The 14,599-nt window shown below is 34.3% G+C and carries 13 protein-coding genes and 1 tRNA gene; 13 read left to right on the plus strand and 1 reads right to left on the minus strand.

Features of this window, described 5'->3' with window-relative positions:
• The first annotated feature begins 376 nt into the window (after positions 1-376).
• The 12 genes from HHT355_RS05105 to HHT355_RS05160 all read left to right on the plus strand — a co-directional run bounded on the left by HHT355_RS05105 (position 377) and on the right by HHT355_RS05160 (position 12,873).
• The gene (locus tag HHT355_RS05105; RefSeq protein ID WP_103202356.1) at positions 377-1,120 is read left to right on the plus strand and encodes an ATP-binding protein; all 744 of its coding nucleotides are present in this window, start codon (positions 377-379) and stop codon (positions 1,118-1,120) included.
• A gap of 126 nt (positions 1,121-1,246) precedes the next feature.
• Positions 1,247-2,128 (plus strand): DMT family transporter, encoded by an 882-nt coding sequence (locus tag HHT355_RS05110; protein ID WP_103202357.1) that lies wholly within the window; start codon positions 1,247-1,249, stop codon positions 2,126-2,128.
• A 224-nt stretch (positions 2,129-2,352) separates the two neighbouring features.
• Positions 2,353-3,285: a cysteine synthase A gene (gene cysK, locus HHT355_RS05115; RefSeq protein WP_103202358.1), complete on the plus strand. Its 933-nt coding sequence runs from the start codon at positions 2,353-2,355 to the stop codon at positions 3,283-3,285.
• A gap of 217 nt (positions 3,286-3,502) precedes the next feature.
• Positions 3,503-4,324 (plus strand): N-acetylmuramoyl-L-alanine amidase, encoded by an 822-nt coding sequence (locus HHT355_RS05120; RefSeq protein ID WP_103202359.1) that lies wholly within the window; start codon positions 3,503-3,505, stop codon positions 4,322-4,324.
• Positions 4,325-4,514: 190 nt separating this feature from the next.
• Positions 4,515-5,396 carry a YicC/YloC family endoribonuclease gene (locus HHT355_RS05125; protein WP_103202360.1) on the plus strand — a complete coding sequence of 294 codons (882 nt, stop codon included), beginning with the start codon at positions 4,515-4,517 and terminating at the stop codon, positions 5,394-5,396.
• A gap of 23 nt (positions 5,397-5,419) precedes the next feature.
• A complete protein-coding gene (locus HHT355_RS05130) occupies positions 5,420-5,686 on the plus strand; it encodes a DUF370 domain-containing protein (protein WP_103202361.1) in 267 nt (88 codons plus the stop codon).
• A gap of 48 nt (positions 5,687-5,734) precedes the next feature.
• The gene (gene rpoZ, locus HHT355_RS05135; protein ID WP_103202362.1) at positions 5,735-5,974 is read left to right on the plus strand and encodes a DNA-directed RNA polymerase subunit omega; all 240 of its coding nucleotides are present in this window, start codon (positions 5,735-5,737) and stop codon (positions 5,972-5,974) included.
• An 88-nt stretch (positions 5,975-6,062) separates the two neighbouring features.
• On the plus strand, positions 6,063-6,746 hold the full coding sequence (lepB, locus tag HHT355_RS05140; RefSeq protein WP_103202363.1) for a signal peptidase I: 684 nt from the start codon (positions 6,063-6,065) through the stop codon (positions 6,744-6,746).
• Positions 6,747-6,921: 175 nt separating this feature from the next.
• A complete protein-coding gene (holA, locus tag HHT355_RS05145; RefSeq protein WP_103202364.1) occupies positions 6,922-7,899 on the plus strand; it encodes a DNA polymerase III subunit delta in 978 nt (325 codons plus the stop codon).
• Between the two features lie 10 nt (positions 7,900-7,909).
• Positions 7,910-7,998, plus strand: a tRNA-Ser gene (locus tag HHT355_RS05150).
• A 1,093-nt stretch (positions 7,999-9,091) separates the two neighbouring features.
• Positions 9,092-10,321: a KamA family radical SAM protein gene (locus tag HHT355_RS05155; RefSeq protein ID WP_199179163.1), complete on the plus strand. Its 1,230-nt coding sequence runs from the start codon at positions 9,092-9,094 to the stop codon at positions 10,319-10,321.
• Between the two features lie 251 nt (positions 10,322-10,572).
• On the plus strand, positions 10,573-12,873 hold the full coding sequence (locus tag HHT355_RS05160) for a YcdB/YcdC domain-containing protein (RefSeq protein WP_103202366.1): 2,301 nt from the start codon (positions 10,573-10,575) through the stop codon (positions 12,871-12,873).
• A gap of 248 nt (positions 12,874-13,121) precedes the next feature.
• Here the strand turns inward: HHT355_RS05160 and rpsT are convergent, their stop codons facing one another.
• Positions 13,122-13,385, minus strand: a complete 264-nt coding sequence (gene rpsT, locus HHT355_RS05165; protein ID WP_103202367.1) for a 30S ribosomal protein S20 — start codon at positions 13,383-13,385, stop codon at positions 13,122-13,124.
• Positions 13,386-13,638: 253 nt separating this feature from the next.
• Here rpsT and gpr point away from each other — a divergent pair, with 253 nt between their 5' ends.
• On the plus strand, positions 13,639-14,556 hold the full coding sequence (gene gpr / locus HHT355_RS05170) for a GPR endopeptidase (RefSeq protein ID WP_330403370.1): 918 nt from the start codon (positions 13,639-13,641) through the stop codon (positions 14,554-14,556).
• Positions 14,557-14,599 lie beyond the last annotated feature (43 nt).

Here is a 14,599-nt window from a genome sequence, read left to right on the forward strand (position 1 = left end):
AAAAACCATTCGGTTATTTTTTACATTTATATTTTACTTATACTGTAATACTTCAAATATATTAACAAAATTAAATTATGTTTTTACTTAACCGAAATTTACTTTTTTTAACTTTTTCCTATAGAATTTTTAGGAAAATTATTTATAGTAAACGTTTAGTTAACGGTTGTATTATATTATACATGTAATTTATTTTATTATTGTCGGTCGTTAAAATATAGTTATTTACAATTTATAAGTATTTTTACTTGTGATATTAATATCTCATAAATGTAGCTAAAGCAACATTTATATAATTAAAATCATTATATAATACATACAGTAAGAAAATTATTATCTACGAAAATTTAACTTAAGATATCTGGGAGGATAATGTATGATAAGGCAAATAATAAAAATTGATGAAGATTTATGTAACGGATGTGGATTATGTGTAAGTACCTGCCACGAAGGGGCTATAGGCATAATTAACGGGAAAGCTAAACTTCTAAGGGACGATTATTGTGACGGGCTAGGCAACTGCCTTCCGGTATGTCCGACGGGTGCCATAAGTTTTGAGATGAGAGAAGCGGCTGAGTTTAATGAAGAAGCCGTTAAAATGAATATGGAAAGGCAAAAAATGGCACATATCCGTCATGAACATGCCGGTTGTCCGGGCTCAAGAATGATGCAGCTTCATAAAGAAAATACTGATGATGCTCATGAAAACAACGTAAGTGATGGCAAAAATACGGACAATATTTATCCTAAAAGCATGCTTTCGCAATGGCCGGTTCAGATTCAACTGGTTCCATATAATGCGCCATATTTTGATGAAGCGGAAGTTTTGGTTGCCGCAGACTGTACAGCATATGCTTACAGAAATTTCCATTCATTTATGAAGAATAAGATAACCCTAATAGGATGCCCTAAACTGGATGATGTGGATTATTCTGAAAAACTAACTCAAATAATAAAATACAACAATATAAAAAGTATTACGGTAATCCGTATGGAAGTGCCTTGCTGCGGCGGAATTGTTCATGCGGTAAAAACAGCAATATTAAACAGTGGAAAATTAATACCTTGGAGAATTGTAATTATCTCTACAGACGGACAGATATTGGAAGATACTAATTAATTGCATTGTAAGACAATAGATTTCTAAAATAGTAACAGTTGACAGTTTCCTTTAATACGGATATAATATTTCTTGAGTTTTCGGTATTGATTATTACTAATTACATACGAGGAAACGGAGACAACTATGGAAAAGCAATCCGGAAAAAATATAGCATCCAAACTGGCATTGTTCGGAGCTTCCGTAATTTGGGGAAGCTCTTTCCTTGTGGTCAAAAAATCAATGGACAGTATGCAGCCCCATACCTTGCTTGCTTTACGTTTTACCATAGGCAGTATACTTCTTTGCATAATATTTATGAATCGGCTTAAAAATCTCAATAAAGAATACTTTTTAAAGGGCGGTATAATCGGTGTATTTTTATTTATAGCATATAGTCTGCAGACCATAGGAATTACCGATACAACTCCGGGTAAAAACGCATTTTTGACGGCTATTTATTGCGTTATTGTTCCGTACCTTTATTGGATTATTGAGAAAAATAAGCCTGACATTTATAATATTTTTGCAGGGATACTTTGTCTTACCGGAATAGGTTTTGTATCCTTAAACAATGATTTCAAAATCCGGTTCGGTGATACATTCACCTTAATAAGCGGTTTTTTTTATGCGGCTCATATGGTAGCATTGAGTAAATTGACCAAAGATAAAGACCCTGTACTGTTAACTATAGTTCAGTTCGGTTATACGGCGATTTTTTCCTGGATTATAGCCTTGCTGTTTGAGGATATCCCAAGATCATGGAAACAAAACGTCATTTTTGAAGTTTTATATTTGTCTGTGTTTGCCACTGCAGTGGCTTTATTGCTTCAGACCATAGGTCAAAAATATACAAAACCTGCTCCGGCATCCATAATATTAAGTCTGGAAGCGGTATTTGGAGTCCTGTTTTCTGTAATATTTTATGAGGAAGAAGTAACATTTAAATTAATGATCGGATTTTTACTTATTTTCATTTCGGTCATTACGTCAGAATCAAAATGGGATTTTTTAAAAAAAAATAAATAAATTATATCGTATATGCAAATACTAATAAGTTTAATAAATGTAAAAAATCCACTTGACAAAATTATCAAGTGGGTTTATTATTATACTAAAACATAGTAATTTAATATGTTTACTATGTGATAGTTATAGCATATAATATTATATGTATTTTATTAAATATCTATTGTAAATAATAGAAAGAGAATATAATTTAATCTAAAATAAAAAAGAAAGGAACAGTGCGTATGGCAAACATTAAAACTCAAATCACCCAGTTGGTCGGAAACACACCGCTTTTAGAATTAACCAATTATAACAAAAATCACGGAGTAAAAGGCAGAATAATAGGAAAACTGGAGTACTATAATCCGGCAGGAAGCGTAAAGGACCGTATTGCGAAGAAGATGCTGGAGGAAGCTTTAAAATCCGGTCAGATAAATAAAGATACCGTTATTATCGAGCCTACCAGCGGTAATACCGGTATAGGGTTAGCCAGCATTTGCGCAAGTTTAGGTCTCAGACTTATTATTACAATGCCCGATACCATGAGTATTGAAAGACGAAACCTTATGAAAGCATACGGTGCTGAACTTGTACTTACCGAAGGTGCAAAGGGAATGAAAGGAGCCATTGAAAAAGCCAAAGAACTTCACGAAAACACCCCTAACAGCTTTATACCTTCCCAATTTGAAAATCCCAATAATCCTAAAGTACATGAAGAGACAACCGGTGTTGAAATTTGGAATGATACGGACGGCCAGGTAGACATCTTTGTTGCCGGTATCGGAACCGGAGGTACCATAACCGGAGCCGGAGCTTACTTAAAATCCAAGAATCCCAATATTAAGATAGTGGCTGTTGAGCCTGCGGATTCTCCGGTATTGTCCGAAGGCAGGGCTGGTTCCCATAAGATTCAGGGTATCGGTGCAGGTTTTGTACCTAAAATTTTAAATACAAGCATTTATGACGAAATTATTACCGTAAAGAACGAAGACGCATTTGAAACATCAAGAAAACTGGCAAAATCCGACGGTGTCCTGGTCGGTATATCTTCCGGAGCAGCTTTATGGGCAGCAACACAGGTCGCATTAAGAGACGAAAGCAAAGGAAAGAACATAGTAGTTATTCTGCCTGATACCGGTGAAAGATATCTGTCCACTCCTTTGTTCTCCGAGTAATTATATAATCTTTATGTAAAGAGTTAAAGGTATTCATCCATACCTTTAACTCTATTTTTATGAGTAATAATACTGAGCATTATTTTTAATCAGCATTAAAGAATATTTTTCTTAATTACGTTTTAGTTTAAGGAGAAGAGTTTAGTTCGTATGTACTAATGATAATCCGATTAAACATATAATATAGGGATAAATTATATTAGGTGATAAGCATTTTATGGCAACAATAATATTGGATGCCGGCCACGGTGGCAATGACCTCGGTGACGCTTACGGCCACAGATTTGAAAAGAATGATAATTTAAAGCTGACCCTAGCGGTAGGTGCGGAACTGGAAAAATACGGCTACCAGGTCGAATATACAAGAATTACGGATATGTATCTTTCGCAATTTGACAGAGTAGATATAGCTAATAATATAGGTGGAGATTTTCTTCTTACTATACATAGGGTAGTAGGAGAACTGCCCTTATCCGAAGGCGGGCTTGGGTTTTACGTAAATGAACGTGGAGGTATAGCGGAAGAAGCTGCGGTAAATATAGCAGATGCATTATTTCCGTTGGGATTTTGCAATTACAGTATTGAAGTCAGAAGCGAACTTCCTATACTAACCAGAACAAACATGCCGACTCTTATGATGGGAATAGGCAATATGAATTCTGAAGCCGATAACCTGTTTTTTGATACCAGACTTAATGATATAGCGGCAGCTATAGCTTTAGGTATATATAACACAATACCGGTCGGAAATTCTAATAATTTCAGTACTCAGGATAACATATTTACAAGTACCGATTATAACGGTAACACAAGCAATTATACCGTTTTTTATGGGGTACAGATAGGCCTTTTTTCGGAATATAGGAATGCCGTAGCTTTATATGAGGAATTGCTTATGAAAGGATATGAAGCTTATGTTGATTACAAGGAACCTTATTATAGGGTGATTGTTGGGGCTTGTAATGATTTGGATGCTGTTGCACAACTGGAATTCCGCTTGAATTTAGAAGGTTATGACACCCTTATCGTAGAACTGTAACATGAGCTTTTCCCATGAATAAAAGTCTGTTATTATTAACTTATCATATTTAATAAATGGTCGTACGGTGCTTGACTTACATTTTAATTTAAATTATAATTAATTAGATATATAATCAATTAAATATTTACTTAAAAAATTTTACAAAATAACCACGTTTTATAATTATTTATAAGAAAGTGTGTGTTTTATGATAAAAAGTATGACAGGCTTTGGGAGAAGCGAAGTAAGCAGCCAGGATAGAAAAATCACGGTAGAAATGAAATCCGTAAATCACAGATACTGTGATATTACTATTAAACTCCCGAAAAAACTCAGTTTTTTTGAAGCAGGCATCAGGAATTTACTTAAAAGTTATATCGGTAGAGGTAAAGTTGATGTCTTTATTACCTACGAAGATTATACGGAAAGCAATGTATGCCTGAAATATAATGCAAATCTGGCAAAAGAATATTATGAGTATCTGGTTAAAATGAGCGAAGATTTTGGCATCGAAAATGATGTCCGTACATCGGTTTTATCCAGATATCCCGAAGTTTTTACCTTGGAAGAACAGTCAGTAGACGAAGAAAAACTTTGGGAGATGGTAGAAGAAGCGGTTAGAATTGCCGCAGAAAAGTTTGTAGAGACAAGAATAATTGAAGGCGAAAACCTTAAAGCCGATTTAATACAAAAGCTTAACGGTATGAGGGAAATAGTTGATTTTATAGAAGAAAGATATCCGCAGATAATTACTGAATACAGAAACAAGCTGCTTAATAAGGTAAGAGAAATATTGCAGGATACAAAGGTAGATGAAAGCATACTTCTTACCGAAGTAACCGTATATGCGGATAAAATTTGTGTGGACGAAGAAACCGTACGCCTGAAAAGTCACATTAACAATATGTTAAATATATTAATGAACGAAAGTGACAATGTAGGCCGAAAACTGGACTTCATCGCGCAGGAAATGAATAGAGAGGCCAATACCATATTGTCAAAGGTAAGTGATATAGAAGTTACCAACAAAGCAATTGACCTGAAAACCGATATTGAAAAAGTAAGAGAGCAAATTCAAAATATAGAATAAATATACCGAAAAGAGGAATAACTTTGAACAGGTTAATTAATATCGGATTTGGAAATGTAGTTAATTCCGGTAAAATTGTAAGTATAATCAGTCCGGATGCGGCACCTGTAAAAAGAATGGTGCAGACAGCAAAAGACACAGGTATGGCTATTGATGCAACCTGCGGAAGGCGGACTAAGGCTGTAATTGTAACAGACAGCGGCCATATAATTTTATCTTCCCTGCTTCCGGAAACTATAGCAGGCAGGGTTAATCAATTTTACGAGGATCATTATCAGGACAGCAATTAAATTATTTTATTCGATATAATCTTATTACATCAAAGGAGGAATCATAAAATGTTGCGTCCGTCATATTCAGATTTAATTAAGGCTGTTAACAGTGAGGTGGAACCGGGAGAAGACCCCATTGTAACCAGCAGATATTCTATCGTTATTGCAACAGCAAAGCGTGCAAAACAACTTATTAACGGATCCAAACCTTTAATCGAAACAGACAGCCGCAAACCCCTGTCTATTGCTATAGAGGAAATGAACCAGGGCAAAGTAAAAATTATTGCAGATAATGAGAAAAAATAAATAGTCTTCTTGTACAAGAAAGAGTTTCGTATGCGAAACTCTTTCTTGATTAAATTTTGATATGACTCCGGACTAGAAAGGAATAAATATGGACTTAAAAAGTGAAGATTATAAAGAGATTGAATTTGATGATGATATAAATTATACCTCAGATATAAGTGAAATAGATAATCATTCCGAATTTAATGAGTCTGAAAAAACATATGAATCATTTGAAATAAATAATGGTGTAAAAAAGCCCAACCGTTTAAAACGTTTTCTGTTAGATTTAATTTTTTATGCCGTTATAATATTTTCCTGTGTTTATATTATCCCTAACTTTGTTCTGCAACGTACTATTGTTGAAGGAAAGTCCATGGAAAATACCCTGTCGGACGGAGATCACCTATACGTCGAAAAAATTTCATACAGGCTTGGATTACTTAAACGTTTCGATATTATCGTTTTCTATCCATACGGACGGGATCATGAAGATTATTATGTAAAACGAATTATAGGCCTTCCCGGAGAGACCGTTCAAATTATAGACGGTAAAATATATATAAACGGAGAGGTTCTTGAAGAAAACTATGGCAAAGAGCCTATTTTGGACCCCGGCCGGGCTGTACAGCCGATTACTTTGGCAGATGATGAGTATTTCGTATTGGGAGATAACCGTAATATCAGCAAGGATAGCAGATATCCCAATGTAGGAAATGTCAAAAAGGAAAATATCGGCGGTAAAGCTTTTTTCAGGGTAAGCCCTTTAAATAAATTCGGTCCGATTGATTAATCGGCAATAGACGATATAATTTATGTTCTTTCATTTTCTGTTTACGTTTATATACTTTATTGATAAAATTTCTTGTTTACATAAAATAAACAGCAAATTATAAATTTTTACGCTTGCATTTTATGCATTAATTAGGTAGAATAGAGAATGTTCCGAAAGGATGGCCGGTTAACCGATGATTGTTTTAAGAGAGCATATAAAGTCAGGAGACTTTAAGCAATTCTACCTGATTTACGGAAATGAGCCTTATTTGATAAAGCTTTACCGGGACAAATTAAGGGATGCCATTTTGGGTAATGCCGATCGGATGAATTTTTCCCGTTTTGAAGGAAAGGATATAGATCTGAAAGAAGTAAATGCTATAGCCCAGACTTTGCCCTTTTTTAGTGACAGAAGGCTTATACTTATCGAAAACAGTGAACTGTTTAAATCACAAAGTGATTTGGCTGAAATTCTGTCGGAAGCTCCCGAAAGCTCCATATTTATTTTTGTTGAAAAAGAAGTAGATAAAAGAAATAAATCTTATAAATTTATAAAAGATAAGGGTATCGTTTCCGAAATGAATACCCTTGATGAAAAAAATCTGAAACTTTTTATTGCATCTTTATTAAAATCGTCAGGAAAGAAAATAACCGAAAGTACCGCAAGTTATCTTCTTGAAAAGATCGGTACTGAAATGGAAAGTATCAGCAATGAAGTTGAAAAACTGATTTCCTATACCTGGGACAAAGATACGATAACGAATAAGGATGTGGATGAGATTGTCACAGGGCAGATTACGGGAAAAATTTTTCAGATGATGGATGCTATCGGGCTTAAACAGCAAAATAAAGCTTTGACTCTGTATTACGATTTATTATCAGTAAGGGAAAGGCCGTCCCATATCCTGTATCTGATTACAAGACATTTTAATATACTGCTTCAGATAAAGGATTTAATTGAAAACGGTTATGCACCGGCAGCCATTACCGACAAAGTAGCGGTACCGGCTTTTACGGTAAGCAAGTATATCAGCCAGGCAAGAAACTTTACAAAAGAGCAGCTTATCGGTGCTTTAAAACTGGCAGCCGATACCGAAGAGCAAATAAAAACCGGCCGGTTGCAGGAGCAAATCGGAACAGAATTACTGATTATTCAATTCAGCAGCAATTAAATAATAATTTGGAGACGTATCGAAGTGGTCATAACGAGCTCGACTCGAAATCGAGTTGTCGGCAAAACCGGCACGTGGGTTCGAATCCCACCGTCTCCGTTAAATAAAAGCATTGATATTATCGGGTAAACGGTAATCAATGCTTTTTTGCCATATAATACTATAATAGATGATATACATGTTTGATATTAATAAAAAAAGAATAATATATATTTCTATTATTTTCACTTTTTTTTATAATTGACATTAATTATTTAAATTTAAGAACATCTATTAATATCAAAAATGAAAAAGATATATTATCATACTTAGAAAAAAAGTACAATTATAATCCTCAACTTGTTGATATCAAATGCCAGGAAAAAATAAGGATTTATGGTGCGTATATTATGTTGCAGATAACAAAAACTTGCTCCTGATTTAAGAGAAGGTCAAATTCTTTAAAAACAGATACAAATTCTATGGCTCATCAGAAAATAGAAACCGTTAATTATTTTGTTAATCACTACTAAATTTGACTTATTTATTTTATATAAAATATACAATGAAATGTATCGTCGGTATCTAATATAAAAGTCGAATAAGTATCAGATTATATTGATAAAACGGTACTTGTTCGTTTCGTATAATCTTAAATTTTTATCGGTTTAGCAAAAAAAATCATCTTCAATTTTTATATATTTTCTTTAGTCAAAGCTCCCCATTATTAATTGATTTTCTATAATTACGAATTTATATATATTGCTGTATATAGTTTAAAATACATATGCAAATTATACAATAATGTGGCTATAGTTATCTTATGCCGTTATTTGAAGTATAGCTTAATTTTTGCTATAATCATTTTGTAATGATTTTATATGTACTCCAAGTTTACTAAACAGAACCGAATAATACCTGCACTTCTTACTGTTTATTACAGTCAAGAATAACTCTTACACCCGGTTATGTCTGTATTGAAATTGCAGTGCAATTTCGTCTTAGCTTAAATAAAGCTTCTTTCTATCTGCAGGAAGGTACTTAAGATGATTTAAAAAATCCAGCATTAACTGGATTTGGTTAATTATTGTCTTTTTTAGGCAATAACATTTAATATATTTTCCTGGTTGGCTTATTCTCATGTAATTAAGCTGTTTTAAACACCGAAAATAAGATTGTTTGTTACTTGCTTTAAAGGAAGGTGATGTATAGAATGACATTGTCAAATATACCCGAAGAAAGGTTTGATAAACTGAGAAATGAAATTTCGGATTATGAGAATATTAAGGACAGGATTTTTACGGGTATTGAGGATTATGAGAAAATACTATATCAAAAAAAGAAAATTCTTAAGTATCTGAATGCTACCGAAGAAGACTACAACAATTATCATTGGCAGATAAAAAACCGTTTTACATCTGCAGAAGGCATATCTAAAATTATAGATCTGTCCGAAACCGACTTAAAATATATAAACGAAGTTGCATCCAAGTACCGATTTGCCGTATCCCCTTATTATTTATCTCTGATAGATCCCCAAAATTCCGATTGTGCCATAAAAAAACAGGCAATTCCGGCTGTAGAAGAACTCAATGATTTGGGTGAATTGGACCCAATGGATGAGAAGGGAACGGCAATTCATGATATAATTACAAGAAGGTATCCTGACCGTTTGATTATAAAAATAACCAATGTATGCGGAATGTTTTGCAGGTTCTGTCAAAGGAGAAGACATATCGGAGAAACCGATAAAGTTGTTCCGAGGGCTAAGATACAGACAGCGATTGAATATGTGCGGGAAAATCGTGAAATTCGTGATGTTCTTATAACAGGAGGAGACGCCTTTTTGGTATCCGATGAGATGATAGAGTGGATGTTAAAAGAACTGAGGGCTATACCTCATGTTGAAATAATCCGCTTTGGTACAAGAACTCCCGTAACTTTGCCTCAGAGAATAACCAAAAATCTTGTAGATATATTAAAAAAATATCATCCCATATTTGTAAATACCCACTTTAATCATCCAAGAGAAATAACACCCGAATCCAAAATCGCATGCGAAATGCTTGCTGATGCGGGAATACCTCTTGGAAACCAGATGGTACTCTTAAACGGAGTAAACAATGATAAATATGTTGTAAGAAAGTTAAATCTAAAGCTTCTTACCATACGGGTAAAACCGTATTATATTTTTCATCCTAAAACTGTAAAAGGTACAAGTCATTTTTGGGTAAAGATAGAAGAAGGATTAGAAATAATGGAAAGTCTTCGGGGCAGGACTTCCGGTCTTGCTATTCCTACATATATCATAAACGGGCCTAAAGGATTAGGTAAAACGCCTATAATGCCGAATTATTTATTATGCCTTGGCAAGGATAAGGCTTCTTTCAGGAATTGGCAGGGTGAATATTTTGAAGTTGAAAATTTTGGTGCTGATGCATAGATAAAAATTATTTTATATTGTGCTTAAGACAATCAGCTCTCTGTAATTATAATATATTATTAAAAAGGCTTAATACTATTTCACTATATTAACAAACAGGATAAGGCTATCAATGATTTTACTTCAATCATTGATAGCCTTTATCAATTATATGTTATAATTATGTTAATAATATGAAACCAAGGAAGTATTTGTATCGTCTAAATCATGTGAACAATGAGAGCAACTTTCAGTTAAGAAAGGAGAAGCGTATGGGAAAAAAATTTATATCCTTAATCTTATGCGGGGTATTATTTACGGGTTTTTTGCCGTCCACAATTTTTGCGGCAGAAACTCTAACTACTAAGGCAGTTATGCCGGTATTGACAAAAGATACGGTTTTTCAATTAACTGCCACAGAGAGCAAAAAAAGCGAGCCGTCCAACAGTTTACTTGAAGCCGCTATTAAAGCAGCAAAAGCAAAAATTAAAATACCAAGCGAATATTCTGAGTTTAACTTCTATTACTACGGTTCCAATACAGGAACAAACATATACTGGAATTTAAACTGGACAAATCCTAAGAATTACAGTTACATAGAGATAAATTTGGATCATGATAATAATATTATTTATTATTACAAATATGACAGTTCAAGATCCGGCAAGAATATTCCGGCTTATTTAAAAAATGAGCTTGATTATAAGGCCAAGGACTTTATCCGGTTGATTGCCCCTGAAATTTCATCAAAAATCGAATTTGTAAGTTCAGATTATAGCGGAATATACAGCAACACATATACTTACAGGTTTCAAAGAAAAGAAAACGGTATCTTTTTCCCCGACAATAGCGTAACAGTAAGCGTAGATGCTGCCACAGGCGAAATAAAGTCCGCATCAATAAACTGGTTATATCAGGCTAAGATACCGTCATCCGTTACAAAACTAACAAAAGAAGAAGCTGCTAAGATTATCGGCGAAAATCTAAATATGAAACTCAGCTACAAAACAAATTATTACCGTATATTTGAAAACGGAAAAGACGAAACAGTAAAAAAAGCATTCCTGGTTTATGAGCCTGATTTATCCTATATTTCTGTTGATGCGGTTACAAAAGAAGTATATTTAACAAGAAATGAATGGGTAGTCCTAGACTCCGAATATGCAGGAAAAGCAACTGACGCAAAAGAAAAACTGGACCAGGGCGCTGCCGAAGAAAATGTTACCTTGACAGAAGATGAAATCGCTAAAATCCGTGAACTGGAAAGTCTTATTTCAAAGGAAAAGGCAATTGAAACTGTAACGAAAAACCCTTATCTTTATATTGATAAAAACCTTCTTACATATACGGCAACCTTAAGTAAATCTTATGCCAATAATGGCAAGAAAGCTTCCTATGTATGGAACATAGAACTTAAAGATGAAAGGCCTATAGATTACAATAAAGATCAGGATTATTACAGGGCCTATGCTTATGCAACCGTAGATGCCAAGACCGGAAAAATATTAAGTTTTAATGCCAGTGTAAAAGACAATTATGATCCTAAAACAGGTACATGGCGTAAAGTTAACGTAAAATATGACAGGGAGTACGGAAAGAATATTTTTGAGAAATTCCTAACAAGCCAGATTAAAGACCGTTTCAGCAAAACAAAACTGGTAGATCAAAGATACGATTATATCGCTTATTATAAAGATAACAATGAGCCTGTATACGGAGGTTATTATTATACTTATAACAGATTTAACGAAGATGTGGAATTCCCATACAACGGTATATACGGGGCCGTAGACGGAGTGACGGGCAAGATATATTCCTATTACAGTACCTGGGATGATGATATAATATTTGAATCACCCAAAAATGCCATGTCTCCTAAGGAAGCGTTTGAACATTTTATAAACAAAGACGGATTTAATCTTATATATGAAATAAATGTCATCAACCGGTATAATCCCAATAATAAATCTAAAGGCTACATTGAAAATTCTGAAAGCTACTTGGTAGATTATGAAGTACGCCTTGTATACCGGCCCGATATATACCCGGTATATATTTCGCCTTTTACGGGAGAGCAGCTAAATTATAACGGAGAAGTCTACAAAGAAACAAAGCCGTATGCTTATGCCGATATTGACGATACCAAAGAGAACCGCAAGATTCTTCTTCTTTCCGATATGAATATAGGCTTTGAAGGAGAATATTTTAATCCCGAAAAAGAAGTAACGGTAGAAGAAGTTAATATGTTGATGGAGAAACTGGGTTATTATAATTACAAGGACAATACGGCTAAATCTACAAAATTAATAACCCGGGAAGAATTGGCTTATATCTTTATCAAAAGACTTGGACTTGAGAAAGTTGCAAAGTTATCCGACATATATACTACAGGATATTATGATGAAAGTTTAATCAATAGAGAATATCTTGGTGCTGTTGCACTGGCAAAGGGGTTGGAAATCTTTCCAAAAAACACCGACAATTTATTCAAACCCAAAGAAAACATAAGCAGAAGAGAAATTGTCAGCCTGATATTTAACTTTATCAATTCGGCTAACAGTATAGACTATTAAATTTAAAGGTAACCTTAAATAAAAAAAGATGGATTGGTTTCCGATCCGTCTTTTTTATTGCTATAAAAAACATTTTTTCTAAAACTCAATGTTTATTCATTAAAAGCCTTCTTTGCAAAAGGCATAATTATTAAATAGCAGTATAAACAGTATTATTCGCTACATAAATACAATAAAAAAGCTGTCCGCTTTGATATGATTCTATTGCCATATCGTCAGACAGCTTTTGATATATTTAGTGACTTCATTTAGCCTAAATTATTTACAAGCTTAGAAATACGGGAAACTTTTCTTGCCGCTGTGTTCTTATGAATAACGCCCTTTGAGCAAGCCATATAAATCTCTTTAACAGCCAAAGGAAGTTGAGCCTGAGCTTTTTCTTTATCGCCTGCGGCAACAGCAGCTTCGACCTTCTTAATCATTGTCTTAACCTTGGACCTGATAGCCTTATTTCTAGCTGCTTTTTTAGCATTAACCAAAATCCTCTTTTTTGCAGATTTAATGTTAGCCAAGATTACACCTCCAAAATAATTTTATTTCTACAATCATAGTTCCAAGGACAACATTGAGAGAGTGAAATGCGAAACTTGGACAGGTAGATAACTTTTGTTTCATTAAATCGGACACGGACGTTCTAATGAAAACATACTATTATATAGTAGTATATCACTTTAATAATGTCAATACTTTAATTATATCAATACATAAAATTTAGTCAATTGGAAAAAATAAACCATGATATACCAAATTATCGGAGGTATAAATATGGAACACAAGATTAGGACAGACCTTGCGCTGGAAGTAAGAGAAAGCTTTCCTGAAGACGATGTAGAAATAAAGGGTGTCGTTCTTACAGAAGAGTTTGCTCAAGAAAAAAAGATTCGTATTACAACCGTTGCGATAAAGGACGAACATGGGGCAAAACTTATGCAAAAGCCTGTCGGAACTTATATTACTATCGAAGCTCCGGACCTTGATAAAGATTCCGAAGATTACTGCAAACCCGTATCAGATTTGATAGCCAAATATTTAAAAAAACTTGCCGGAGATTTGAAAAATGAGGAAATTCTGGTGGTAGGCCTTGGAAACCGCGAAGTTACACCGGATGCTTTAGGGCCTCAGGTTATAGATAATCTGTTTGTAACAAGGCACTTAATCCGTGAATACGGCGAAGAATTTAAAAAGAAAAACCGTTTGGGCAGTGTCAGTGCCATTTCACCGGGAGTAATGGCTCAGACCGGTATGGAAACAGTCGAAATCATAAAAGGTGTTATTAAAGAAACCAATCCCAAGCTGATTATTGCTATAGATGCTTTGGCTGCAAGAAGCATAAGCAGATTAAATACGACCGTTCAGATAGCCGATACAGGTATCTGTCCGGGCTCCGGTGTAGGCAATGACCGCAAGGCACTTAACGAGGAAAGCCTCGGAGTAAAAGTGATTGCAATAGGTGTACCGACAGTGGTAGACGCATCCACTATCGTTGCCGATACTTTGACAAAATACATGGAATCGACGGGTTTTGGAGAAGAAGATATTTTTAAGTTTATTTCCGAAGTAAACGGCACACAGATGTATAATATGTTTGTTACCCCAAAAAATATTGATGAAGCCGTAAAACGGATAAGCTATACCATATCCGAAGCTTTAAATTCCTGTTTTTCTCAACCGGCAGTATCTTAAGTTATAAATTCCAACCGTATGAATATAATGAAATAGGCTTGTT

This window comes from Herbinix hemicellulosilytica (assembly GCF_002904165.1).
In the GTDB taxonomy this organism is placed as follows: domain Bacteria; phylum Bacillota; class Clostridia; order Lachnospirales; family Lachnospiraceae; genus Mobilitalea; species Mobilitalea hemicellulosilytica.